Here is a 25,510-nt window from a genome sequence, read left to right as displayed (position 1 = left end):
TGGAGGGGGCCTAGAACCATGACTACAAAAACAGAAACATTGAAATCCAGAGACCTTAGTGGGTTCATTACCAAATACGCTATCTACATCGTACTAGTTGTTCTAGTTGTGGGGATCGCGATTTACGATCCACGCTTTTTATCCGTAAACATTCTACGTGATATCTTATTGCAGTCGTCCACACGTGTTATTATCGCGTTGGGTGCAGCGTTTATTCTTATCACGGGTGGAACGGATTTATCCGCAGGGCGAATTGTTGGTTTATCGGCGGTTATCTCCGCATCCATGCTGCAAACAGAGGAGTATGGCAGAAGATTTTTCCCTGACCTACCGCAATTGCCAATGGTTATTCCTATTGCGATTGCTGTTGTAGCAGGTTTATTAGTGGGGTTAATTAATGGGATTGTCGTTGCTAAGTTCCGAGTCCCGCCATTTATCGCAACACTAGGTACGATGGTTGCCGTTTATGGTGCCAATTCTTTGTACTTCGATATGAAACCGAACCAATCCCAACCTATCGGTGGTTTAAGACCGGACTTCAGTAATCTGGGAACTGGAGCAATTGGGTCAAGCTCAACTTATTCCATTCCATATATCGTCATCTTCGCGATTGTTGTTTCCATCATCGTTTGGATTGTCTTTAACAAAACGAAGCTAGGTAAGTATATGTACGCAATTGGCGGTAACATTCATGCCGCTGTCGTTTCCGGGATTAACGTAAACCGTTACTTGATCTATATCTATGCAATTGCGGGCGCGCTTTATGGACTTGCAGGTGTACTAGAAGCAGCAAGAACGGGTGGAGCTACGAACAACTACGGGAACATGTACGAGCTTGATGCAATCGCAGCTTGCGTAGTCGGTGGTGTATCCACTTCCGGTGGTATCGGAACAGTGCCGGGAGTTCTTGCAGGGGTATTGATTTTCAGCGTTATCAACTACGGTTTGACGTTTATCGGAATCAGCCCGTACTGGCAGTTGATTATCAAAGGTGTGATCATCGTTGCTGCGGTAGCGTTTGATATGCGGAAATATATGAATTCGAAGTAAGCATAGGAGGCTGTCGAAATTATCGGCAGCCTTTTATATTAGAGAGCGTTGAAAGCGTTTACGAGAGAGCGGGGGGGATAGGACTTTGAATACAAAAACTGCGCTCAAATTGGCGATAAAACCTACATCTAAACGCGGTCGCTCATCCTTGAATGGCCGCGATAAAGGTTTTCTCATTTCTTTGCAAAGTAAACTGGTGGGGGCTTTTGTTCTCGTCTCTTTGCTAGTTGGGATCACGAGCGGATTGTCTTACATGTATATTAAAAAAGTGGACAACTCTTATACGGAGCTTCTCGATACGAATGTGAGGCTCCTTCAGGATGTTGCTAATATCAAAGAAAAAACACAGATGCAAACGAGCTTATTGTTCGGCTATGTGCTGGATCCGACGAAGGATAGGGAAAAGCGTCTTGTCGAAATGAATACAACACTTTCCACGATAATTTCAAAGATACAAGCTAAAGGCGGCGGGAATGAGGATGAGCAATCCGCGGTAGGGGCTATGCTAGAGGCGAATCAAACCTTTGCTAGGTTGGTTCAAAAGGTTGTTGCTTACGGCGAAAAAGGAGACACCTCCTTAGCGAAAGCGGAAGCCATGCAATGGGCGATTCCAACAACGGAAACATTGACGCAAGCGGCTGCGAAAATCGAAGAGCTCGAGGCGGTCATTCAGGCGGATGCTTCTGCTGAGAATCATCAGACCGTTTTATCTACAATAAAAACATTGATTTGGGTGAGCAGCGGCGCATTGGTTTTAGCGTTAGTGATGGGAATCTTCGTGTCGCGCTCGATTGTTAAGCCTGTACGAACCATGGTGAGAGCGGCAGAGCGAATCGCGAATTGCGATTTATCCGTTGGCGATATTGGAGTGAAAAGTCGCGACGAGTTACAGGATTTGGCGACAGCCTTCAATCAGATGAAGGGCAATCTGCAGGGCTTGATTCGTCAAGTGGGCAGCAGCGCGGAGCAGGTTGCTTCGGCTTCGGAAGAGCTTAGCGCAAATTCCAATCAGGTTAGTGAGCTATCGGAACGGATCACCGGGACGATTCAGGTTATCTCGCAGGGCACAGATGCGCAGGTTGGCAGTGTGCAACAGGGTGTTGCCATTATGGAAGAAATGTCAGCAGCCGTTACGCAAATTGCCAGTGTGACGCAAACGGCGAATAAGCAGTCTTTGTTTGCGCAGCAGGAGGCGGGGGAAGGTACCGCGGCGATTGAGACTGCAATGGGTCAAATGAAAGCTATATATGGAAAAATGAAGGAGCTTGTTACATCGGTTGAAAAGTTGAGCCAACGTTCGGAGAAAATCGTCGACGCGAATGCGATGATTGCCGGTATTGCGCGGCAGACGAATATGCTGGCGCTCAATGCTTCAATTGAAGCGGCGCGTGCTGGCGTCGCTGGCAAGGGGTTTGCGGTGGTTGCGGAGGAAGTCCGCAAGCTATCCATGCAGACCGGCGCAGCGGCGGAAGAAGTGGCTTCTCTTGTGACGAGTATCCAAGAGGAAACGAGGGACGTTATACGATCCACCGAGGCGGGCAGCCGTGAGGTGGAGACGGGGCTTGAAGTCGTCGGCGAAGCGGGAGCGACGTTCAGCCGCATTCGTTCTGCGATGGACGAGGTCGCTCGTCAGATCGAGGAAGTGGCGGGCTGCTCGGGGGAAATCTCCGAGAAGACGCTCGTCGCTGTTGGCGTGATTCGCGCCATTGACGAAGTCGCGGGGCAGACTGCTGCGGGTGCGAAGAACGTCTCCGCCAACATCGAGGGCCAGTACGCGAGCATGGAGGAGATCGTCTCCTCCGCGACGGTGCTGAGCAGCATGGCTGCGGATCTGCAGGGGTTGATTGGGCGGTTTCGGGTGTGATCGGGGGCGTTCTTACAAACCTGTTCACAAAAAAAGTATCCATATTTTTACATGTATGTTATAGTGGTGATAATTTAGTGGCGGTGAAGAACACCCCTGACTGGATGCGTAGTTTTTACGCATTGGTTGGGGGTTTTTGCATTTACTGCGATCATAAGGAGGAAGTTGAGAGATGAGGCAAGCACTGCTATATGAAACACCCGAGGAGTTCGCCTGTATGATGATTAGTCATTTGGAAGAAAGGTTAGGAATGCCCCAAGTACCACAGAAGGATAGAGAGGGGGATCCACTTTTGCTGCGAATTGCCATAGGAGCGGGAGAGGGAGAGGAGATAGAAGTAAGTCTACACAGGGCTTTTCAAACGTACCAGAATTCAGGAGACTTTAATACGGCCATTGATTTCTTAAATGGGGTCATAAGCTGTTCGGATCTTTGCCTTAATCAAGATGAAGTTCTGCGGATAGATCCTTCGTATGTTTACCCAGCACTTCGGGATAACGCTTATGTAGAGCAAGCAGGTAATGGAGTAGGAATGATTACGGATGAAATTGTTCCGGGGATGAGTGTTATTTTTCTCGAAATCAAGACGGGGAATAATAAGATTGTATCTAAAAGTATGTTAGACTCGAATCCACTATTAACAGTGGAGAAAGTGAAGCGAATCGGATATCGAAATTTGAGAAGTGAGGGTTGGACAAAGCCAAGGTTGGTGCTGAGAAGTCCGACTAAGACAACATGCACAGTTGATGTGTATACGGACAATCCCTTCCCCGTAGAATGCCAGTTCCTGAATTCTGAGTGGGTACAGGAACATATGCCGGAAAGCTTTCTCATTGCCTTTACAAATCGTAAACAGTTGCTTGTCATGCGTTCAACAGAGGCGATCAATTCGGAGGTTACTGCCATTAGGTTGGCGAAGAAAGCAAAGTTTACGGATGTTGTTCGCAGAAGCTATTTGGTGATGCCTCAGCCAGTATCTGGTCAGATTTATTGGGTAAATCAAGGGAGATTTCATTTGTTGAATATAGGGTAGCTGGTATTTTGTGATTTATGCTGAATATGATATAATTCATATCATAATTGGCATAATTTTTGTAAGAGTGTATATTGCAAAAAGGGGCCTAACTAACTAGTGTACGAGGTAGATATTTATACAGATGAATATGGGGATTCTGAGTTGAAAGATTGGCTTCGGGAACTAAAACGTCGTAAAGATCATGGGATAAAAGAAGCCAGAATCGTGCTTAACCAGATACACTACTGCATTGAACGTATAAAATGGGAGGGAACATATGCCCCAAGGGAAATTGCCAAACACATTGTTGATGACATATGGGAACTGCGTTCAGATAAACATAGGGTCATGTTTTTTCAAGCAAAGGAAGGTAGGTTTATTCTGTTGAATCACTTCCGCAAAGAAACACAGAAAACCCCGCCAAAACAAATAAGAAAAGCTAAAGAGTTAAGGGATGACTGGAATAAGCGTAATCATTATATTCTCGAGTGTGAATGAAGGATGGAGGGAATAGGATGAAATTCGAAGATTTTATGCATGAAATTGGCGAAAATACAATTGAAACGGAAACTATTCGACAGATTGCACGTATGGTTTCTGACATAGTAAAACGCCGAAAAATACTTGGGTTAACTCAAGATGAAGTTGCGAAAAAGGCAGGTCTTTCTCAAGCACAGATAGCGCGCTTAGAAAACAGTTCGCAAATTCCGAGAGTAGATACTTTGATAAAAGTAGCCATAGCTCTTGGAATGCAAATTCAATTGAATGAGACCGATGAACATGCAGTTACTGGCAACCAATTGGCACATGCCTAAGGGTAAATAGTTTTGTAATGAAACAAATGTAGAAAAATGCGGGCTGCCCTCAAGTAGATTTATTCTACTTCGAGGGACAGCCCTTTCTCATTTCTGAACGAGCATAAAGATGGTTAAGTGCATCTTTCCTTTCACAATGACCAAGAAGAAGCAGATATGTACTGTGTGTCCTGCATATAATCCTATATGGATGGATAAGAGAGGAGTTAGTCCCTTTGATTGTAACCGCAAATAAAATAATGAAATTGTTTGTGATTACGGGTGGGGTCGTTGTCTTTGATATTTTCATGCTTTCACCAGGATTTCTTGGCATAGGAATCGGCCACAGTGCACTGCAAACGGCATTAGCCGTATCCATTCTGCTTGCAAGTACGCTAGGATTACTATTTGGCGTTTATAGTGTTCTAAACAAGCCAACCATTCGGCTACCCGTAAAGCAGATGAAGGACCCTGAAGATTTGGAGGGTGCTTTGAAACAATTCAAAGCTGTGAAATCTCTAGCGCAGGAAATCGCGCTTGGCTTGCACCAATTGGAGCGAATGCGCAAAAAACAAGAGACGTTGCGAAGTGTACTCATCCAGAGATTTGAACCGAGCGGGCTTAGCTTTCAGAAATTTGCTTCGACGACGCAAGAGGTGGAGAAGTTATTTTTTCACAATATACGGAGTATGATAAACCGACTCCACGTATTCGACGAAGACGAGTTTCAAAGTATCGCTAAGCAGAGCACGAGCCAGTTGTCCCCCGAGTTTCTTCAAGAAAAAAGAACCGTTTATAAATCACATATTACGTTTGTTAGAAGCTCTTTACATATGAATGAAGAAATTTTGCTCAAATTAGATAGGTTGCTGTTAGAAATTACGCGATTAGATAGCTTAGAGATTGGTGATATAGGGCAAATGCCAGGTATGCAAGAAATTGACTCATTGATAAAGCAAACACAATTCTACAAACAGTAGAGGTGGTGCTCAAAACATGAACAAAACGAAGTTCTTCTTTGTATCGCTTCTTATTGTGATTATTGTATTTATAGGTGTCTATGCTGGCGTTTCCTTCACAGCCAATTTTGGCAAATCCCAAAATCAAGTGACAGCGGAGAATGCCGCAAAGCAATTGAACAAGATTTACGATAAGATCTCGGTGGTAAACGGAACGCCAGTCAAAGGTCAGATTGATATTAATCCGACAGATGTCGCTTCATCTCTGCCTGATATTTCGAAATTTCCAGTTACAGTGAATAACACGACGAATTATTTCGTGGAAATTTTCTCATCGACGGAGAAATCCGGCATTGGCGTAGATGGTTGGTTAACGGATGTCGCGAATGAATTTAATAAAGCAAACATTCTGGTGAACGGAATACCTGCTTCTGTGAAGATTCGAAATATTGCTTCTGGGACAGCTACGGACTATATCAAGTCGGGTAAATATGTACCGGATGCTTTTACACCTTCGAACGAACTGTGGGGTGAGATGATCAAAGCGGGCGGTCCGAAAATACAGCTGGTCACGAAACGCCTTGTTGGCAATGTTCCTGGCATCGTTATTTCGAAGCAAAAGTATGATGCACTCGTTACGAAATACGGATCCATCAACGTAAATACGGTAACCCAAGCTATTTCAAATAATGAATTTGCCATGGGCTATACAGACCCTTTCGCGAGCTCGACAGGTCTCAATTTTCTTGTAACGGCATTAAGTACATTTGATAATAAAAATCCAATCAGTGATAGGGCTGTTCAGGAATTTGAGAAATTCCAAACGAACGTACCCTTTATCGCGTCTACAACGATTCAAATGCGAGATGCTGCGAAGTCAGGGATGCTGGACGGATTCGTGTTGGAATACCAGACCTTCCAGAATGCGGTGGAGCTTAGCAAGGATTATGTCTTTACACCTTTTGGATATAGACATGATAGCCCGCTCTATGCCATTGGTGATCTGCCGATCGTGAAACTTGATCTGATTAAACGATTTGCTGAATTTGTTACACAGGCTAAATATCAACAAACAGCCAAGGATAAGGGTTTCAATGGGCTAGAAGATTACAAGAGTGAACTCGCTCCCATAGAGGGTAATACACTTTCTTCTGCGCAAAAGGTTTGGAAAGAAAAAAAGAATGGAAGTAAACCTCTTGCCGCTGTTTTTGTCACAGATGTATCTGGCAGCATGGATGGTAAACCCATTAGTCGATTGAAAGAATCCCTGCTCAAAGGTCAGAAATACCTTGGCAAAGAAAATAGAATTGGTCTTGTGTCCTATGCCAATGATGTGACCATCAATCTGCCGATAGCCAAGTATGATACCAATCAGCAATCACTGTTTGTCGGTACAGTAGGTAGTCTCCAGGCAGGCGGAGGGACAGCAACTTTTGATGCGGTTGTCGTTGCTATGAAAATGCTGGAAGACTATATGGCTGCAGATCCCAATGTTAAGCCGCTTATTTTCGTATTAAGTGATGGCGAAACCAATGCAGGTCATTCCTTGAAAGACATCAGAGGGCTAATTGAGACGTACCAAATACCCATCTACACGATTGGTTACAACGCAGATATTCAAGCGCTTCAAAGCATTTCGAGTATTAACGAAGCAGCGAGTATTAATGCGGACACGGATGATGTTGTTTATAAAATAAGTAACCTGCTTAATGTTCAGATGTAATGTTTAACTTATCATTCTGAGGGGGAGCCGCTATGTCATTTTCGATGGAAATTGTAGGTGAAGATGAGCTTAAGGCAGTTGTAGAGGAACAAGTGAAGCCAGTTCCGGAGGAAGTTGTCAAACTGAGAGCGCAAGCGGAACAGAATGTACAAACGATCTTGGAGATAGATCTTGATTCGCTCGAGAAACGAAAAAATATTTTGGCGGCGGTAGAAAACTTCGGCATCGAGACGATGCGAGCATCCTCACAGAAAAATGCTTTACTCCAAGTAACGATAGGGAAGCTTTCGAAGTCCGGTGATGAGGGAGGGATCGTTGCCAAGGGACTAGGGGAGCTTCAGCTGCAAATGAAGGATCTCGATCCCAGTGGGATCGACTTCGCCAAACGCGGGTTTCTAGGGAAGTTTTTTAATCCGCTAAGATCCTACTTCCATCAGTTCGATATAGCGGATATGGTCATTGCTGAAATTATGGAAACGCTGAATAAAGGGAAATTAGGTTTGAAGGATGACAATACGACACTTCTTCTCGAACAACACGCACTTCGTGATCTTACCAAAAAGCTTCGTAAAGAGATCCAATTAGCTTCTTATATGGATGAAACCATTGAAACGCAAATCGCGCTCGCCAAAGCCCGAAATGATGACCCTGAGAAGATCAAATTCATTACAGAAGAGGTTCTATTTCCACTTCGTCAGAGGACACTGGATATGCAAGCCATGATGGCGGTCAATCAACAAGGGTTCATTACTTTCGAGGTCGTTATCCGAAATAATAAGGAACTTATCCGCGGGGTTGATCGTGCAAGCACAGTAACGGTAGCGGCGTTACGCGTCGCAGTCACGGCTGCAAGTGCCTTGGCCAACCAACGCGTGGTGCTTAAACAGCTCAATGCCTTATATACCACCACGAACACGTTCATCGAGCATACGGGGCAGATGCTTAAACAACAGGGGGTAGAGATTCACAAAGGTGCTATAGAGGCCAGTATTTCAGTAGACTCGCTCAAAAAAGCATTCGCTGACAGCTTTGAAGCCTTGCATGCGATCAGTACTTATAAGCAAGAAGCGCTTCCGAAAATGCGCGAAACGATTACACAATTCCGTGAATTAGCGGAAACCGGAGAGAAGCAGATTCTGCGGCTTGAGAGAGGCGCGGCTGTGGGATTATAAGGAAAGACCTCGGACTTCAGTAAAAAGTCCGAGGTTTCTTTTTGTTGGTAAGGAGCATACTGCTTAGTCGCGGATTTCAACGATCAATTCAAATAAATCACCTAAGTGCGTTAGTCAGATATCTCCAAATTAAAACGAGAATTTCTTTCAAAAGAGGTCCAATAGTCAGATTCTGCCGAATTAATTTACCTATTTTGCTTGCCAGGTGGTTGTTTGGGTGGATTTAGTTTGGCTATTACGGACTAACTAAGATTTGATGACGCAGCTAGTGAGGTTAATTCGGTAATTTCGGACTAATGGGCAGCTACGATTTCCCCTTGCGGGTCATCTCCGCAAGTGAAACCCACTGCTCATCGGTCACCTCGAGCAGGTCGTTGAACTGCCCGGCGCCTTGCAGCCACTCGCCGCCGTCAATCGTGATCACTTCGCCGTTAATATAGGCGGCGAAGTCCGAAATCAGATAAGCGGCGAGGTTCGCCAGCTCATCTTTCTCCCCAACCCGCCCCATCGGGACGCGGTTCAGGAGCTTCTGCGACAGCTCGGGCGTGGGAGCCAATCGGCTCCACGCACCATCGGTCGGGAACAATCCCGGCGCGATCGCGACTTGCCGGATCCCGTACCGCGCCCACTCGACGGCGAGTGAGCGGGTGAGGGCAAGCACGCCGGCCTTCGCCGCGGCGGAAGGCACAACAAAGGCGGATCCGGTGGAGGCGTAGGAGGTGACGATGTTCAACATCGTACCTCCTACGCCTTGCTCGATCCACCTTTTTCCCAGCTCCAGCGTGGTGTAAAACGTCCCGTGGAGCACAATGTTCAGCACCGCATCGACCGCTCGCGGTGACAAGTGCTCGGTCGGGCTAGCGAAATTGCCCGCCGCATTATTAATCAGCACGTCGATGCGACCGAAGTGCTGCTCCACCGCAGTGATCATGGCAGCAACCTGCTGCGGATCACGTACATCGCAGGGATGGTAGAACACATCCCCGCCGTCAGTGCTCATTTCCGTCGCCGCTTTCGCGAGCACTTCTTCCCGCCGGCTGGTGATGGCAAGCTTAGCCCCAAGCGATAGGAATTTCTCACCCATTGCGCGACCGAGACCCGTGCCACCGCCTGTAATCAGTACAACCTTATCTTGGAGTAATGCACCACTGAACATTATGACTCACGCTCCTTTGTACCATGGATATAGATATTGGACAGCGCTTACATTGATGCGGATAACTCATGTTCTCATACCAGTAACCCAGCTGTCTAGTGCCAATAGGACCCTTGGAGCCTTGCACAAACAAGGGACTTCATGTTGTGCAGGATCCTAAATACAGTTGAAATTGACCGTTGTAATGTTGTATTCTAGTGATTAAAAATTAGAGACAGAGGAGTGGCAATCTTGGAGATTAAAGTGGATGATTTATCTGGTCCTGAAGTGGTAGCGTTAATCATGGAACATCTTCTACATATGCAATCGTTATCCCCGCCTGAAAGTACACATGCCCTAAATCTGGATGGATTGAAAAAGCCGGATGTGACATTTTGGAGTGGATGGGAACAAGGTGAATTAGTTGGTTGCGGGGCTCTCAAAGAGCTGGATAGTCAGCATGGGGAATTAAAATCAATGCGAACTTCCACCACGCATCACAGAAAAGGCGTAGCTAAGCGAATTCTTGAACACATCATTGAAGAAGCGAAGAGACGAGGCTATACACGGATAAGCTTGGAAACGGGTTCAATGGAAGCTTTCGAACCTGCTAGAAAGCTGTATGAAAATTCTGGGTTTACCTATTGTAAGCCGTTTGCCGATTACACCGATGACCCGCTAAGTTCATTCATGACCTTGGAATTATAAAGTTCATTTTAAAATGGAGATCTTCAGCACGTTGCTGGGGGTCTTTTTTCATTCCCTTTTCCGCACATGAAAAAAAGGAGGTCCAACTCGACCTCCTCCTCAGAAAATTCCCTCACTTACCCCGCTAAAACAAACTTCTCCAACACATGCCTCACGCCATCCTCGTTGTTGCTCTTCGTAACGAAGTTTGCCAACGCTTTAAGCTCAGGCAGCGCATTCTCCATCGCAACGCCGAGGCCCGCGACTTCCAACATTTCCCGATCGTTCCAAGCATCGCCTAATGCAATTACTTCATCTAAAGAGCAGCCGATGTGCTCAGCTAGGAACGTGATCGCATGTCCCTTGGTGCCTTCCTTATGCATGAATTCCAAATAGTGCGGTTTGGACTTCGTGATGTGCATTTGGTCGCCGAGAATGGGGAGAAGTTCTTCGCGAATTTGGTCACAAACCTCGGGTGTGTCAACGATCAGCAGCTTCGGCTGCGGAATATCAATCCATTGGCGCAAATCGCCAATGATATAAGGCGTCTTGGACAAGCTCACATATTTTTTAATCTTTTCGTTATCCTCACCTGCATAAAGCTCATCCCCGTGGTAAAGCTGAAGATGATAGTTGTTTTTCTCGCAGTAATCGAGCAAGTAGCGGGCACTCTCTACAGGTACAGTACGCTCATAGAGGACCTCTCCGTCTAATAAATTTTTGATCAAGGCCCCTTGATACGTAATAATAGGGACGTTGAGCCCGATGCGATTGGCAATTTTGGATGCAGAAGCGAAGCTTCGACCTGTTGCAATTGTCACGGTTACGCCTTTGGCAACGGCTTGATGCATGGCATCTACCGTCTCTTGTGATATCGTCAAATCATCACGCAGCAGCGTATCATCTAAGTCAGCAGCAACTAATTTATACGTCATATTTCTCACCGATCCTATTCGTCATCTCTATTAAAATTCTGCTAATAGCATACCCGAATTGCTAGAGAATTGCTACAATAAGCGCATACAAAATAGCGAAAAGGAGGCACTTTAACGATGACATCAACTTACACGAATGACTTGGAAAAATGGCTTAGAGCCCATGCGAACGCGGGGAATGCCCCAAGTATGGAAGCTTATATGAAGAATCATTTTCCTTTTCTGGGTATTCGAAATCCGGAACGCGTTGCGCTGACCAAGCAATTCACGAAGGAGCATGGCTTTCCGAAAGGGGAGGAGGCGGTTCGCGTCGCCCAGGAGCTATGGCAATTGCCCGAGCGCGAGTTTGCCTACACGGCGATTCTAATGCTTTTGCAAGTGAGAAAAACAGTGACTGCTGAGCATATAGATACGCTGGAACATTTCATCGTAACCCAATCCTGGTGGGACACCGTCGACACGATTGCTGATCACTTGATTGGCTTTCATCTTCAACGATTCCCAGAGCTTATTCCGGTATATGTGGAGAAATGGTTAGGTTCTACTAACATGTGGCTGCAGCGAACCGCAATCTTATTTCAGTTGAAGTATAAAAAGAAGACCGACGTCCCGTTGCTATTTCATTGCATCACGACAATGGCTCATTCGAAGGAATTCTTCATCCGCAAAGCGATTGGATGGGCGCTGCGCGAGTATTCCAAGACGGATGCCGCAGTCGTACAGTCTTTCGTTGCTAGCACCGAGTTATCTCCGCTTAGCGTTCGTGAGGCACTTAAAGTAATTGAGCGAAAACAACCAAATACTGAAACGTAGCTGAAAGTTTCCTGAAGACGGTTGACATTGATAATCATTTTCATTATTATGTATTGAGAATCAATATCAATCATACATAATTGTCATTCAGGAGGGTCCACCATGCTTCGTTTCAACAAACAAAAAACAACTAAAGTCACTTTCACTGTTCTTTCAGTGTGTATGGCAGCACTACTCGTAACAGCTTGCGGAAGTGATAAAGATGCAGCAAGCACAACAACACCGGCAACTTCAACTGCCCCAGCAGCTACGGCACCAGCTACAGCAACACCAGCTCCAGCTGTTGATAAAGTTGTTAAAGATAGCATGGGTCATGACGTTAAGGTTCCTGCAAGCCCGAAAGCAGTTATCGCTTCTTACTTGGAAGATCCACTTCTTGCACTTGGCGTTAAACCAGCTGTTCAATGGTCTGTGAAGGATACAACGGTTCAGGACTACCTACAAACACAACTTGCTGGCGTACCTACGATTGGTTACGATCTTCCAGTTGAGTCCGTTCTGAAAGCAAATCCAGATTTCATGATCGTCGGCAATGAGTCAGCGGTTGAAAAAGGTCTTTATGATCAGTACTCCAAAGTCGTACCAACATTCGTTCTTGGCAGCGAGGTAACAGCTGACTATCGTAAGACGCTTTTGAAAATGGGCGAACTTCTTAACAAGACAGATGCAGCGAACGCAGCGCTGAAAAAATATGATCAAAAAGTAACTGAAACAAAAGCGAAGCTTGCTTCAACAGTTGGTGATAAGAAGGTTGCCATCCTTTGGTTAACGAACAAAGCTTTCTATGTTGTTAACGGTAAAGTAGCTAGCGGAGCAGTTGCTTATGGCGATCTTGGTTTGAAAATGCCGAACATTCTAGCTGTATTACCAGATGCTAAAGCGAACTGGACAGCGATTTCCCTAGAGAAACTTGCGCAATTGGATGCAGACTACCTCTTCTTGGTGAACAGTGATAAAGGTCAAGCTGGCAACCTAGAAGATCCGCTTTGGAAGAACATTCCTGCGGTTAAATCAGGTAAAGTATTTGAAATGGACACGAAGAGCAGCTGGTTGTACAACGGTGTTATCGCAGGCGAGCGCGTGATGGACGATATCGTTAAAGTCATTAAGTAAATTGGAGGCTATTGTATGATGGGGTCAGATAAGCAAGTATCCTCAGCCAATCCCCCATTGAAATCGCGTCCGCTAGCTGCATCAGTCATTATTTTAGGTGGATTGGCTTTGTTGCTGATTAGCTTGATTGCCTCTATTTCGGTAGGGGCTGCAGATATCTCTTTCGGTGAGGTATGGCAAGCCATCTTTCATTTTAATTCTGATTTGACAGAGCATTTGATTATTCAACAATTAAGGCTTCCGCGAGCAATCGCAGGAGCGTTGGTTGGGGCAGCTTTTGCTGTAGCAGGAGCGATTATGCAAGGTGTAACGCGCAATCCGTTATCGGACCCGGGTATTCTCGGAATCAACGCAGGTGCAGGCTTTATGCTTGCCCTGTGTTTTGCCTTTTTACCGCAGCTGCCGTTTCATTATGTCATTCTATTTTGTTTTCTCGGTGCTGCGATAGGAACGGGGCTCGTATATGGCATTAGCGCGATGGCTAGGGGAGGCGTAACCCCTGTTCGAATCGTCTTGGCTGGGTCAGCTGTCAGTGCTTTGCTGCTGGCGCTCAGTGAAGGGATTGCGATATCCTATCATATTGGTCAGGATCTCGCTTTTTGGTTAGCAGGAGGAGTCGCGGGTACGAAATGGTTGCAAGTTGACATCATGGCACCATGGATTATTGGTGCTTTACTGTGCGCGTTTTTCATCTCACCTTGGATTACGCTGTTAAGCATGGGGGAAGATGTTGCAACAGGCCTCGGATTACGGACAGGGCTTGTTAAGCTAGCAGCATTCGTGCTAGTTCTGGTCCTAGCGGGTGCGTCTGTGGCAACGGTAGGAGCTATTGGATTCATTGGTCTTATTATTCCGCACGTTGTTCGCTACCTGGTTGGCGTTGACTATCGTTGGATTATCCCAACCTCAGCCGTATTAGGCGGGTTGCTGGTTGTGGTGGCTGATATTGGAGCCCGCATGGTGAACCCTCCGTTTGAGACGCCGATAGGTGCCATTATCGCTCTGATTGGTGTGCCCTTCTTCCTCTACCTTGCACGTACAAAGGGGAGGGATTAGGTGTGACAATGATGGAGCAGAGAAGCGTAAAGAAACCGAGATTGTCTAAAACGATCACGGTTATGTCGATATTAGCGGTTCTTATTATCATCGTTTTTATTATTAGTATGAATACAGGTGTCATCCGTTTGAGCCCTCTTGAGGTGCTGCGAACATTCTTCGGAGGCGGTACAGCGAAGCAGGGGATTATTCTCTTTGATTTTCGGCTTCCGCGGATTGTAATCTCGATCTTAGTTGGAGCGGGACTAGCGGTTTCTGGAGCCATCCTGCAAGGGATTTCGCGAAATATGCTGGCCGACCCAGGGATTCTGGGTATTAATGCAGGAGCGGGACTTGCGATCATTCTGGTCGTTTCCTTTTATCCTAATAATGCTGCGGGTCCATTATTCTTCATGCCGATGATCGCTATGGTGGGGGCGGGCTTGGCCGCTCTGCTGATTTATACCCTTTCATATATAAAAGGCAAAGGCATTTCGTCGTCTCGTCTTCTCCTTGTGGGGATAGCGGTATCCGCGGGGATAGCTTCTTTGATGATTGTGCTCAGCATTCGCTTGGATCCAACTGACTTTCAATTCGTACAGATCTGGTTAGCTGGCAGTATTTGGGGGACGAATTGGAAGTTTGTTCTTGCCTTATTACCGTGGATCGTCATCCTCATTCCTTACGTCATGTTCAAAGCGAATGTGTTGAATGTGCTGAACCTAGGGGAGCAGACGTCCATTGGATTAGGGATAAGAATGGAGCGGGAACGACTTGGCTTGCTGGCTGCGGCTGTTGCGCTTGCAGGCGCATGTGTTGCTGTCGGTGGTGGGATTGGCTTTGTAGGGCTGATAGGCCCTCATCTGGCCAGGAGATTAGTTGGACCGAAGCATCAGTATTTGATTCCAGCCTCGGCACTCACCGGAGGATTGCTGCTTATCGTCGCGGATACGATAGCGCGAGGCATGTTTCAGCCGACAGAGATTCCGACAGGTATCGTGGCCGCTGTTATCGGGGCGCCATATTTTCTGTACTTATTAGTTCGAACGAGGACTTCGTAAGAGGCAAAAGATAGAAATCCACATGGGCTTGATAGCCTGTTGTGGATTTTTCTCATTTTAGCAACAAGGTAGTAAATGTTAGATAACTTAACGCATATACTAATAAAATAAATAAATTGTCATATATATTGACATAATACTCACATTCGATTAAAGTGATTAAAATTCTTCTCTAGCGCGCTGCGCCGAAGAGAGGCAAAGGGAGAGATGGGAGATGGCTCACATGCGAACCAATGATTTGTTAGCGAGATTACCCAAGGTGGATCTTCATTTACATTTGGATGGAAGTGTGAAGCCCGAGACGATTCTGGAGCTCGCTCTCCAACAAGGTATTTCACTTCCTGTGTACGATAAAGATGGGCTGATCCCGCATATGCGAGTGACTGACAATTGCGGCAGCCTTATTGAATATTTAGGCAAATTCGATTTTACAACGCGCTTCCTACAAACAGGCGCAGCCTTAGAGCGTGTTGCCTATGAAGTCGTTGAACAATCCGTGGAGCACAACTGCCGTTATGTTGAGGTTCGGTTTGCGCCCCAATTGCATCGCAATATGGGGTTAACGCTGGAAGAGACGTTCCACTACGTCATTGAGGGGCTGAAGCGTGCGCAATGCGATTTTGGAACGAGATTCGGCGTTATTGCAATTTGTATGCGAAATCACGCTTGTGCAGATAATTTGGAAGTCATTGAAGCGGCAGCGAAGTTTGTGGGGAAGGGTGTCGTAGCTGTTGATTTGGCTGGTGATGAGGCGACCTATCCGCCTGAATTTTTCCGTGAAGTATTCGCTAGATCACGTAAACTAGGCATTCCTGTTACCATTCATGCTGGTGAAGCCGCAGGTGCGGTTAACGTCTATGAGGCGGTCACACATCTAGGTGCTACGCGAATAGGGCATGGCGTGAGGCTGCGTGAGAATGCCGATATTTTGGAACTGGTCAAAGCCAGGCGGATCCCACTGGAGATGTGTCCAATCTCTAATATCCAAACGAAGGCTGTAGCTTCGTGGGAGGCGTACCCAATCCGAGAATACATGGATCAAGGACTGATTGTGACGATCAACACCGATAATCCAAGCGTATCGGGCACCAACATCACGAATGAGTACCGCGCGCTCGCGGAGCGATTTGCCTTTACAACACCGGAGTTGGTGAAACTGATCATGAATGGTGTAGAGGCGGCTTTTATGGAAGAATGCGATAAAGTGATGTTCAGACAAGAGATGGAAGCTGAGCTTAGCAGCTTGGGTGTGTATAGTTGAGCGGAGGATAAGAAGAATCTGTTGCGATGCGCAGCGGATTCTTTTTTTTGTTCAGGGAGGTTTAAGATACAGTTAGGCACAATTTCTATGAAGAGGCAGGTCTTACACGTTCGGTAATGCGTAATACCATAATTTGTAGTATAATAGAGTAATAATTTAATAGACTTATGCGTACCTTCTAACGTATGATTGCCCGTCTTTTTGGCAATAAAGCTACGACAGGAGGTGAGCGATTTGTCTGAGAAAAAAGGTGATGATGAAATGCTAAACAAACAAATAACGCCACAGACTCAACCTATTATTCGCAGAGTGGCTACCAATGAGGAAGCTATGGCGGCAGCGGCTCAGGAAATGAAAAAATTCAGTGAGACGTTGAAAAAGTTGGCGAAGAACTAGATGACAGAATACGTTTCGTTATCTATCGAACAAATTATAGCGATCCACGATTACCAACGCGAGTTGTACGGTGGATTGGAAGGAATCAAAGAGCCAGGATATCTTGATCTTATCGTAGACAAGCCTTTTACGGAATTCTACGGAGAGCAACAATATCCTGGCTTATTTTTGAAAGCGGCTGTGTATATGCATGGACTTGCTACGGCTCATGCTTTTAATGACGCGAATAAGAGAACAGCGGTTGTTGTATGTGCAGTGTTCTTAAACATAAATGGTTTCCCTTTGAATGCAGATGCAAACGATGAATTGTTTAGTGTTGCGCTGCGAGTAGCAACGAAGAAAATGGACTTATACGATCTAGCGGACTGGTTGCAAGAGAATTCATGATAGTTCATGATAGCACCGCGTTTTATCATCTGCCTCAGTTAGGAATGAAAATGAATTGAAAGGATGCACGGCATGCACACATATATCATTACTGGCGGTTCCAAAGGCCTGGGCGCTGCCATCATCCGGCAGCTGCTAGAGCAAGGAGCCGCGGTCCACTGCATTTCCCGCAGCGAGAACGAGACCTTGCGCCAAGATGCGCTGCGCATGGAAGGTCAGCTGACCTTCCACGCTTACGACTTGGCGCAAACCCAAGGCCTCGATTCGCTCATGGAGCGAATCCTAACAGAGCATGATGGCGTGACCTCCATCACGCTCATCAACAACGCGGGCATGATCGAGCCGATGGTCTCGATCGGCCGAGCAGACCCGGACGACCTGCAGCGCAGCCTGCAGGTCAATCTCGTCGCACCCGCGGTGCTGACGAACAGCTTCATTCGGCTCACGCAGGCGTGGCCGATCCTGAAGCGTGTCGTCGGTATCTCCTCCGGTGCGGGGGGCAAACCCTACCCTGGCTGGGGTGCCTACTGCACCGCCAAAGCCGGGCTCGATATGCTGACGCGCTGCGTCGGCGTCGAGCAGTTGAAACAGCCACACCCGGTGCTGATCTGCAGCGTGGCCCCGGGTGTGGTGGACACCGATATGCAGCGGGAGATTCGCGCTGCCTCGGAAGAGGACTTCCCGCAGGTGGGCCGGTTCGTCCAGCTCAAAGAGCAGGGCGAGCTGCGCTCACCCGAAGATACTGCCAAGCAGCTGCTTCACCTGCTACAAGCGAATGCATTCGAGCAAGGCGAGGTCGCCGACTTGCGAACGAAAGAGCCCGTGTCGTAATCCGACACGGGCTTTTTTCTATATCAACCTACTGAATGCTTCCGCTAACCTTGCCCCCAGCCGAAAGCTCCGAAGTACAGAACTTGCAACGTGAAGCCTGCGCAGGTATTTCAGACAAGCAATGCGGACAATCTTTGGTTGTTGCCGCTTTTTCCTTCGGTGCTTCTTTCTTACGGAATTTACCGATTTGACGGACAACCATGAAAATAACGAACGCTACGATCAAGAAATCCAAGAAGGTGGATAGGAATTGACCATATTTAAAAACGGGCGCTTCAGCCTTAATAGCATCTGCTAATGTATCATAATGTGTCCCATTTAATGCAACAAACAAATTATTGAAATTCACTTTACCAATGAGCAAGCCAACGAGCGGCATCACCAAATCATTTACAATAGACGTTATGACTTTACCGAAAGCCCCTCCGATAATAACCCCGACTGCAAGGTCGAGCATGTTCCCTTTAAATGCAAAATCCTTGAATTCTTTTAGCATGATGTACCCCCATGAGACTATGATTGATAGCATTGTACCATAGTTAATAGAGCCCAAACAAATGGGCTTCCAGCAGCTATAGAGATGTTTTTTTATTTATAGGAAAGGAGGCTATATCTATGTCTTCATCTATTTCTTCATCAATACTTCTATTCACGCCTTCACGGCGATAATTTCCTTCAAAGCTTGAACAAGCACCGCATTCTCATCGGAAGTCCCAATCGAAATCCGAACGTGATTCGGAAGATTCCAACCTCCGCCATACCGAACGATAACCCCGCGACTCATCAAATTGTCGTACATGTTTTTGGCTTCTATTCCCAGATCGACGAGTACGAAGTTACTCATACTTGGCGTGAACGGGAGTGCTAATGCGCGCAATTCGGTGTAAAGCTCTTCCCGCACTTTGGCATTATTAGAACGTGTTGCCTCAAGATGCTCATCGTCCTTGATCGCAGCAGCAGCGCCGACTTGTGCGAGCATGTTCACATTAAACGGCTCTTTGACTTGTCGAATCCGCTCCAAAATACCTGCATCTGCGATGCCGTACCCCACGCGAATACCTGCTAATCCATATATTTTAGAGAAGGTTTGCAGGACCACGACGGGAAAACCTTCGTGGACAAGCGCAAGACCATCGCAGTAATCATCTGCCGTGACGAAATGGCTATACGCACCATCAAAGATCACAAGCACATGCGAAGGGAGACTCTTCACGAGTCGGTGTAAATCCGTTTTCTTCATATATGTGCCTGTCGGATTGTTAGGTGAACAAATATAGAGCATTTTCGTACGTCCTGTTACAGCTGCGAGAATATCTTCTACCTCATAGCGAAAGTTCTCACCGAGTGGTACTTGTATAATGCTAGCACCAAGTAAGTTGGCTCCAAATTCGTACTCACTAAATGTCGGTGAGGGTACAATGACCTCATCACCAGGTTCTAGGTAAGTTTCGGAGAGGAGCGTAATGAGTTCATCTCCGCCATTCGTAACAAGGACTTGAGCAGGCGTGAATCCACGTTTTTCCGCAATAACCTCTCTTAGATTAACGGTCTCCGCATCTGGATAGCGATGAATATCAGTTAAATATGCTTGGATAGCCTCCAGAGCAAGGGGGGAAGGGCCTAACGGATTTTCATTAGATGCTATTTTCGTAACCTGTGTGACCCCGTATTCGCGTTGAACCTCCCAAATGGGTTTTCCGGGAGTGTAGGGCTTCATTTGTGATAAGATGCTGCGGGGCTTGATATTTTCGATACCTGGACCTTTCATAACCATCACTCCTTATTCCAAAAAAACACTTTAATTAAATACTACATTAACTCGGTAAAGTAGTAAAGTAAAAAGTTTACATACCCAGTTAATGTCAATATGGTATATGATACAAATTATAGGTGTTTAGCTAATAGAAGGGATGTCACCAAGATGGGGAAGATGAGATTCGGTATTCGTGCCAAAATTATGATTGGATATATATTCATCATTTTCTGTTTAACCCTTTCATTTGTAATCGTCAATTATCAGTTGGCCGCCATGCAAAGGGATCGTAACTATGTGATTGAGCACGACTTTGCCGTCAATAGGGAATCGAATCTTCTTGAGAAGTATGTAATGGATATGGAAAATGGACAAAGAGGCTACCTACTCACTGGGGATTTTAAATATTTAGAGTCTTTTACGACTGGAGAGACGAAGTGGAGAGATTCCTTTAATCAACTAAAAGAATTAACGAGTGATAATTCTGTTCAGGAGAAGAATCTGGGCACCCTTAAACAATCGATAGAAAATTGGCTTGTTCAAACAGGTGGGGCCATCCCCACGATGAGAAGTGGTCTTGAAAACGAGAGCAATTTTAATTTTACATTCTTTATTACTCACCAAAATATACTCGATATTCGCTCACAATTAAGTCGATTTCGCAGCTTAGAAATGGGGTATGTCAAGGATCGAGCGGCACACTTGGATGCGCAGAATGAGATGCTTACCAACTCGTTATTTGTCATGCTTGGGCTTGTAATCGTCTTCTCATTGATTGCCGCGTTAGTCATTTCGAGATCGATCGTTGGAACGATTAAACAGGTCAACAAGAGCATCATCAAGCTGAGCTCCATGAAGCGGGATCGTTCGAAGCGTATTCATGTCACAATGAATGATGAGGTGAAGGATCTGGCTGATGCCACGAATGTCTTGCTGGAAAGTCAAGAAGAAATCGAGTGGCAGCAGCGGAAGCTGACAGAGGTCGTCCATATGTTGCAAGGTATTTCCGACTTGGAAACGCTGGGTACATCATTTATTCGTAAAGCGGCTGAATTGTTTGGAGCTTCCTTCGGTGTATTCTACATTCGAAGCGCACACGAAGCTAAGAAAAGTATGATGAGGTTGGCGGCTTATGCGGCGATGGGTGAGAGTGCAGAAGCAGGTAAATCGTATTTTCTACTGGGGGAAGGCTTGATTGGTCAGTGTGCGATGGAGAAGCGAATGGTACACCTTACCCACGTTCCTGAAAACTATATCAAATTGAAATCGGGACTGGGGTCAGCAAGTCCACAGAGTGTACTCATTGTTCCAATTATCCATAATCAAGAAGTCATTGCTATTATGGAGCTGGCTTCTTTTGATAAATTTACGTCGCTTCAGCTAAGTTTGTTGGATGATATTCTAGAAGTGTTAGGAACTATCGTACATAGCGTGCAAACGCGTGTCGAGGTTGAGCGGCTTCTGAAAGAGTATCGGGCTATGACCGAGGAGCTTCAAAGTCAGCAAGAAGAACTGCATAAGACCAACGAACAACTGGAAGAAAGAAATCGCTACGCGGATGAAAGGTCGAGAGAGTTGGAGCACATGAAAGCCTCCTTTGAAGAACACGCTATTCAATTGGAGGTGAGCTCGCGATACAAATCGGAGTTTTTGGCTAACATGTCCCATGAGCTGCGTACGCCACTTAACAGCATCCTGATCCTTTCCCAGATGCTCCAGGAGAATAATAATCGAACCTTGACACATGATGAACAAGAATATGCGCGTGTTATTCATACTTCAGGGAATGATTTACTGCTACTAATCAATGATATTTTGGATTTGTCCAAAGTTGAAGCTGGTAAGTTGGATATTCATATTAGCGAGCTGCATACTAGTTGGCTTCCGGAGCTATTGCAAAGTCAATTTGAAAAAGTGGCCGAACAGCGAAAGCTTGCTTTTCATATTGAAACGGATGCTCAACTGCCGGAAATCTTCTATACAGATGAACAAAGGCTCAGCCAAATTATTAAAAATTTGCTCTCTAACGCGTTCAAGTTCACGCATGAAGGTTCTGTTCAGGTGGATATTCGCATGTGCAGTGTTGATCAAATTGTGGAACTATTGCCTTCTTCTAAACATTCACAGGTTATGGCTGTTTCCGTCAGAGATACGGGGATAGGAATACCGCCTGATAAGCAAGAAGCCATTTTTGAACCATTCCGTCAAGCAGATGGCACAACGAACCGCAAGTACGGAGGAACAGGCTTGGGTTTGTCAATTAGCCGAGAGTTAGCCAGACTTCTTGGAGGTTGCATCCATATGCAAAGTGAGGAAGGTAAAGGGAGTACTTTTACGCTATTCGTGCCGTCTGTACCTCATCTGTTAGGTGAAACCACCGCCATGCATATGGAAGCTGCAGCGGCATCGACTACAGCAACTAATGAATTTCTGTTACGCGATACCAGTAAGAAAACCTCAGATTTGGAGGAAAGCTATCATTTTAAAGATAGAAAAGTGCTTGTTGTTGATGACGATGTGCGAAACGTATTTGCGCTATGTAATGCATTTGAACAAGAAGGTATCATCGTGAGCGTTGCTCAGAACGGGCAAGAGTGCCTAGAGTTGTTGGCGAAAGATAATGGCATTGAACTCATCCTCATGGATATCATGATGCCGGTTATGGATGGCTATGAAGCGATGCGTTTGATTAGAAAAAGTAGTCGATATGCGGAGGTCCCGATCATAGCCCTTACCGCCAAAGCAATGAAACAGGACAGGGACATCTGCTTACAGGCTGGTGCATCCGATTATATTAGCAAGCCGCTGCATTTAAGTCAGCTACTTTCACTTATGCATGTTTGGTTAAATAAATAAAACGAAAAGACCTTTGCATACCTTCCAATAAGGAAGTAGTCAAAGGTCTTTTATGTCACAGCACATTTCGGTCTGTATGAACTTCAAAATGGTAGATGGTGTTGCGCGTCAATACACGGAAATCCAATCCGTCTTGATCAATCGCTTGCACGCGTGTTGTATTGAATGGTGTATGTTGCCGAACCCCTGATAACGTCATTGGACATCCTACTTCGGTCGGGTTCACTTCACGAAATGTTTGCCCTTGAATCTCATCGAAATCGAATCGATCTGACCGATGCTTGGGGGTAATCCCATCCACCTCATAGATTTGCAGTAGCTTTAACAACCTCATCCTGGAGCCCTCCCGTCTGTTGCTTTCGTTTTCATTATACACGGACACCTCATTTTTGGCGAAGTCTACAAACCTAACATAAACCTAAAGAAGTCTTCATACTTTCCTAGCTTCCCAAATATACAATAGTTTTATCTGAACCGGGGGTGTTGCGAGATGCTACACATGAAAGTGCTAATCGAGGAAAAAGAAGTTCTCATTTTTTTGAATCCATGTACCAGGAGTTTTCACAGCGAGCCATTGAAACGATAACGAAGCATTTAAATAATGCTCAGGTACGGGATGTGTTTGATAACCTGGGATTAGTTCATACAACGAATACAGAGGTAACGCTCTTCTCATTAAATGGTGAGATGGAGGCCATTCTCATGTCTTAATCGCGGTCTAGCCCTTTTCATTACTTTTAGCTAAAATGAAGGGTGTTAGAACAAGGAGGCAGATACATATGGCTGTTATGAAATTGGATCATGTAGGCGTCATGGTAGCAAACTTAGAAGCATCCATTGCATTTTATGTGAATGTGATCGGACTTAAGCACAAAGGTACGTTACTTCATACGAATGGCATAATTCGGCTTGGTTTTCTTGGCTTTGAAGCCAAAGATGAAACGGAAGTTGAATTAATTGAAGGTTATAACGCGAGCTTACCGCAGGAAGGTAAAGTGCATCACTTGGCTTTTACAGTAGATGATGTGGAAGCAGAATTCGATAGAATTCAAGGTCTACAGGTCGATCAGCTGGATACGGAAATTACAACACTTCCGAACGGTTCTAGGTATTTCTTCTTTAATGGGCTAGATCGCGAGCGAATTGAATTTTTTCAATCGACACGTGGATAGGTTTAACATTTGCTAGATACGGGCATCCTTTTACTAGAGTGATAGATTCTAGCAAAGAGGTGCTTTTTTTATGCGCAAGATGTGGACGCAAACAATGATAGGTATAACTATTATTTGTTTATTCTTCGGGTGGATTCGCCACGTGGATGCACAGGCCAAACAAGATGCGCAGCTACTTTTGAATGTGGCCGTGCCCTTTATGCAAACAAATCAACAAATTACCTTCAAATATACAGGCTATTTTGGAACGTGTGATGGTTTGGATACCAAGGTCATGGCTGCTGGCGCTAGCTTATCGCAGGAACTGGGCTTTCGATCAATGAATAATGAACAACTTCCCACGAAACACGGTATCTATATTGTAAAATCAGAGGTTGAAGCCGGCGCCGTCATGACACTAACGGTTGCTAGCCCTGTCGGACAATCAGCATGTTATGCCGTATTACGATTAGATGCTTCGGGTAATGCGGAGCATGACCGCCTTCTACAATGGCAGGAACAAATGAGTACACAGTTAAAGGAAGTGGGCATTCAAGGCAAGTGGAATGTGATGATACAAGGAAACGCCGCTGAGGACATCTCATTGCAAAATAACCCCAAGGAATTCCTAGCGGAGCTAGTTCATGCCTATAAAGGAAATGTTGTTGAGAGTTATGAGGATACCACAACCTATAGTACATCGCTGGCATCGCCTGAATTCGAAGCTTCTATACGAAGCGGCAATCAGAAGGTGAATGTTCAAATCGCACTTCATCTAGATACGACTTCAGGCCTCTGGCGCTTGACCGTAGGAACACCGATTATCACAATGGAATATTAAATGGGGAAGGGGTGCTGATCGTGCATCCTTTTTTTTGCTTTTTACTTGTAGGAACAATTCGAAACAATTGCAATAATGGAACTTTTTCGAAGGGGTTGTAATTGGTTTCTGGGCATGGTACATTAGTCCTCGTTGTTCTGAAGCAAGTAATCATAAACGATATAAAGTGGACTTGCTTTCCGGCAATGAGGTATGGTAAGATGACTTTCCGACCGACAGACACCGACATAAATTGACAAGAAAAAAAGTGCTTGCAATTGAGAAACGTTCTGTGGTATATTACTTCTCGCTGCTTCGGTAACACGGCAGTGAGCGAAAGAAATTGATCTTTGAAAACTGAACAACGAGTGAGTAAGCACGAACGAGAAATCGTTCAAAAAAAGAGATTGTAAAATCTCGCTAGCAACGCAAATGAGCAATTAAGCTTTCAGATATGCGGACGAGCAATCGTCCAAACTATTATGGAGAGTTTGATCCTGGCTCAGGACGAACGCTGGCGGCGTGCCTAATACATGCAAGTCGAGCGGGTTTATCCTTCGGGGTAAGCTAGCGGCGGACGGGTGAGTAACACGTAGGTAACCTGCCTTTAAGACTGGGATAACTATCGGAAACGATAGCTAAGACCGGATAACTGGTTTTCTCGCATGAGAGAATCATAAAACACTAAAACACGGAGCA

The 25,510-nt window shown here is 45.7% G+C and carries 25 protein-coding genes, 1 rRNA gene and 1 pseudogene; 22 read left to right on the top strand and 5 right to left on the bottom strand.

Annotated features, from left to right (window positions below):
• The first annotated feature begins 18 nt into the window (after positions 1 to 18).
• The 8 genes from mglC to AC1DVJ_RS22585 all read left to right on the top strand — a co-directional run bounded on the left by mglC (position 19) and on the right by AC1DVJ_RS22585 (position 8,577).
• Positions 19 to 1,050: a galactose/methyl galactoside ABC transporter permease MglC gene (gene mglC, locus AC1DVJ_RS22620; protein ID WP_477593543.1), complete on the top strand. Its 1,032-nt coding sequence runs from the start codon at positions 19 to 21 to the stop codon at positions 1,048 to 1,050.
• A gap of 85 nt (positions 1,051 to 1,135) precedes the next feature.
• Positions 1,136 to 2,914: a methyl-accepting chemotaxis protein gene (locus AC1DVJ_RS22615; RefSeq protein WP_477593541.1), complete on the top strand. Its 1,779-nt coding sequence runs from the start codon at positions 1,136 to 1,138 to the stop codon at positions 2,912 to 2,914.
• A gap of 172 nt (positions 2,915 to 3,086) precedes the next feature.
• The gene (locus AC1DVJ_RS22610; protein WP_477593539.1) at positions 3,087 to 3,947 is read left to right on the top strand and encodes a hypothetical protein; all 861 of its coding nucleotides are present in this window, start codon (positions 3,087 to 3,089) and stop codon (positions 3,945 to 3,947) included.
• Between the two features lie 99 nt (positions 3,948 to 4,046).
• Positions 4,047 to 4,427 carry a type II toxin-antitoxin system RelE/ParE family toxin gene (locus tag AC1DVJ_RS22605; RefSeq protein WP_477593537.1) on the top strand — a complete coding sequence of 127 codons (381 nt, stop codon included), beginning with the start codon at positions 4,047 to 4,049 and terminating at the stop codon, positions 4,425 to 4,427.
• 17 nt (positions 4,428 to 4,444) lie between these two features.
• Positions 4,445 to 4,744 carry a helix-turn-helix domain-containing protein gene (locus AC1DVJ_RS22600; protein WP_477593535.1) on the top strand — a complete coding sequence of 100 codons (300 nt, stop codon included), beginning with the start codon at positions 4,445 to 4,447 and terminating at the stop codon, positions 4,742 to 4,744.
• 215 nt (positions 4,745 to 4,959) lie between these two features.
• Positions 4,960 to 5,703, top strand: coding sequence for a hypothetical protein (locus AC1DVJ_RS22595; protein ID WP_477593533.1), 744 nt, complete (start codon positions 4,960 to 4,962; stop codon positions 5,701 to 5,703).
• Positions 5,704 to 5,719: 16 nt separating this feature from the next.
• Positions 5,720 to 7,405, top strand: coding sequence for a vWA domain-containing protein (locus tag AC1DVJ_RS22590; RefSeq protein WP_477593531.1), 1,686 nt, complete (start codon positions 5,720 to 5,722; stop codon positions 7,403 to 7,405).
• 32 nt (positions 7,406 to 7,437) lie between these two features.
• Positions 7,438 to 8,577, top strand: coding sequence for a toxic anion resistance protein (locus AC1DVJ_RS22585; RefSeq protein WP_477593529.1), 1,140 nt, complete (start codon positions 7,438 to 7,440; stop codon positions 8,575 to 8,577).
• Between the two features lie 304 nt (positions 8,578 to 8,881).
• On the opposite strand, the gene AC1DVJ_RS22580 is transcribed toward AC1DVJ_RS22585, so the two are convergent.
• The gene (locus AC1DVJ_RS22580; protein WP_477593527.1) at positions 8,882 to 9,733 is read right to left on the bottom strand and encodes an SDR family oxidoreductase; all 852 of its coding nucleotides are present in this window, start codon (positions 9,731 to 9,733) and stop codon (positions 8,882 to 8,884) included.
• A gap of 231 nt (positions 9,734 to 9,964) precedes the next feature.
• Here AC1DVJ_RS22580 and AC1DVJ_RS22575 point away from each other — a divergent pair, with 231 nt between their 5' ends.
• Complete coding sequence (locus AC1DVJ_RS22575; RefSeq protein WP_477593525.1) at positions 9,965 to 10,420, top strand: GNAT family N-acetyltransferase; 456 nt, start codon at positions 9,965 to 9,967, stop codon at positions 10,418 to 10,420.
• A gap of 116 nt (positions 10,421 to 10,536) precedes the next feature.
• On the opposite strand, the gene AC1DVJ_RS22570 is transcribed toward AC1DVJ_RS22575, so the two are convergent.
• Positions 10,537 to 11,334, bottom strand: a complete 798-nt coding sequence (locus tag AC1DVJ_RS22570; RefSeq protein WP_477593523.1) for an HAD family hydrolase — start codon at positions 11,332 to 11,334, stop codon at positions 10,537 to 10,539.
• Positions 11,335 to 11,451: 117 nt separating this feature from the next.
• Here AC1DVJ_RS22570 and AC1DVJ_RS22565 point away from each other — a divergent pair, with 117 nt between their 5' ends.
• The 8 genes from AC1DVJ_RS22565 (at position 11,452) to AC1DVJ_RS22530 (ending at position 18,231) form a co-directional block, all read left to right on the top strand.
• Positions 11,452 to 12,147 (top strand): DNA alkylation repair protein, encoded by a 696-nt coding sequence (locus AC1DVJ_RS22565; protein ID WP_477593521.1) that lies wholly within the window; start codon positions 11,452 to 11,454, stop codon positions 12,145 to 12,147.
• A 102-nt stretch (positions 12,148 to 12,249) separates the two neighbouring features.
• Positions 12,250 to 13,260: an ABC transporter substrate-binding protein gene (locus AC1DVJ_RS22560; RefSeq protein WP_477593519.1), complete on the top strand. Its 1,011-nt coding sequence runs from the start codon at positions 12,250 to 12,252 to the stop codon at positions 13,258 to 13,260.
• Between the two features lie 15 nt (positions 13,261 to 13,275).
• Positions 13,276 to 14,316, top strand: a complete 1,041-nt coding sequence (locus tag AC1DVJ_RS22555; protein ID WP_477593517.1) for a FecCD family ABC transporter permease — start codon at positions 13,276 to 13,278, stop codon at positions 14,314 to 14,316.
• An 11-nt stretch (positions 14,317 to 14,327) separates the two neighbouring features.
• On the top strand, positions 14,328 to 15,356 hold the full coding sequence (locus AC1DVJ_RS22550; protein ID WP_477593573.1) for a FecCD family ABC transporter permease: 1,029 nt from the start codon (positions 14,328 to 14,330) through the stop codon (positions 15,354 to 15,356).
• 223 nt (positions 15,357 to 15,579) lie between these two features.
• Positions 15,580 to 16,617 (top strand): adenosine deaminase, encoded by a 1,038-nt coding sequence (gene add / locus AC1DVJ_RS22545; protein WP_477593515.1) that lies wholly within the window; start codon positions 15,580 to 15,582, stop codon positions 16,615 to 16,617.
• 234 nt (positions 16,618 to 16,851) lie between these two features.
• Entirely contained in the window at positions 16,852 to 17,013 is a 162-nt protein-coding gene (locus tag AC1DVJ_RS22540) for a hypothetical protein (RefSeq protein ID WP_477593513.1), read from the top strand.
• On the top strand, positions 17,014 to 17,400 hold the full coding sequence (locus AC1DVJ_RS22535; RefSeq protein WP_477593511.1) for a type II toxin-antitoxin system death-on-curing family toxin: 387 nt from the start codon (positions 17,014 to 17,016) through the stop codon (positions 17,398 to 17,400).
• A gap of 72 nt (positions 17,401 to 17,472) precedes the next feature.
• Entirely contained in the window at positions 17,473 to 18,231 is a 759-nt protein-coding gene (locus AC1DVJ_RS22530; protein WP_477593509.1) for a (S)-benzoin forming benzil reductase, read from the top strand.
• Between the two features lie 28 nt (positions 18,232 to 18,259).
• Here AC1DVJ_RS22530 and mscL read toward each other — a convergent pair whose 3' ends face one another.
• Positions 18,260 to 18,727: a large conductance mechanosensitive channel protein MscL gene (gene mscL, locus AC1DVJ_RS22525; protein ID WP_477593507.1), complete on the bottom strand. Its 468-nt coding sequence runs from the start codon at positions 18,725 to 18,727 to the stop codon at positions 18,260 to 18,262.
• Positions 18,728 to 18,880: 153 nt separating this feature from the next.
• Positions 18,881 to 20,005 (bottom strand): histidinol-phosphate transaminase, encoded by a 1,125-nt coding sequence (gene hisC, locus AC1DVJ_RS22520; RefSeq protein ID WP_477593505.1) that lies wholly within the window; start codon positions 20,003 to 20,005, stop codon positions 18,881 to 18,883.
• A gap of 147 nt (positions 20,006 to 20,152) precedes the next feature.
• On the opposite strand from hisC, the pseudogene AC1DVJ_RS22515 reads away from it, so the two are divergent.
• Positions 20,153 to 22,801, top strand: a pseudogene (locus AC1DVJ_RS22515) (ATP-binding protein); the annotation flags it as partial.
• 94 nt (positions 22,802 to 22,895) lie between these two features.
• Here the strand turns inward: AC1DVJ_RS22515 and AC1DVJ_RS22510 are convergent.
• On the bottom strand, positions 22,896 to 23,174 hold the full coding sequence (locus tag AC1DVJ_RS22510; RefSeq protein WP_477593503.1) for a hypothetical protein: 279 nt from the start codon (positions 23,172 to 23,174) through the stop codon (positions 22,896 to 22,898).
• 212 nt (positions 23,175 to 23,386) lie between these two features.
• Between AC1DVJ_RS22510 and AC1DVJ_RS22505 the strand changes: the two genes are divergently transcribed.
• The 4 genes from AC1DVJ_RS22505 to AC1DVJ_RS22490 all read left to right on the top strand — a co-directional run.
• Positions 23,387 to 23,551, top strand: a complete 165-nt coding sequence (locus AC1DVJ_RS22505; RefSeq protein ID WP_477593501.1) for a hypothetical protein — start codon at positions 23,387 to 23,389, stop codon at positions 23,549 to 23,551.
• A 68-nt stretch (positions 23,552 to 23,619) separates the two neighbouring features.
• Entirely contained in the window at positions 23,620 to 24,012 is a 393-nt protein-coding gene (locus tag AC1DVJ_RS22500; RefSeq protein ID WP_477593499.1) for a VOC family protein, read from the top strand.
• Between the two features lie 70 nt (positions 24,013 to 24,082).
• Positions 24,083 to 24,832: a YwmB family TATA-box binding protein gene (locus AC1DVJ_RS22495; protein WP_477593497.1), complete on the top strand. Its 750-nt coding sequence runs from the start codon at positions 24,083 to 24,085 to the stop codon at positions 24,830 to 24,832.
• A 458-nt stretch (positions 24,833 to 25,290) separates the two neighbouring features.
• A 16S ribosomal RNA gene (locus AC1DVJ_RS22490) occupies positions 25,291 to 25,510 on the top strand; the annotation flags it as partial.

The organism is Paenibacillus sp. P4_A9 (assembly GCF_056402415.1).
The sequence above is the reverse complement of the archived record's forward strand: the minus strand, read 5'-3'. Positions and strand labels throughout refer to the sequence as shown.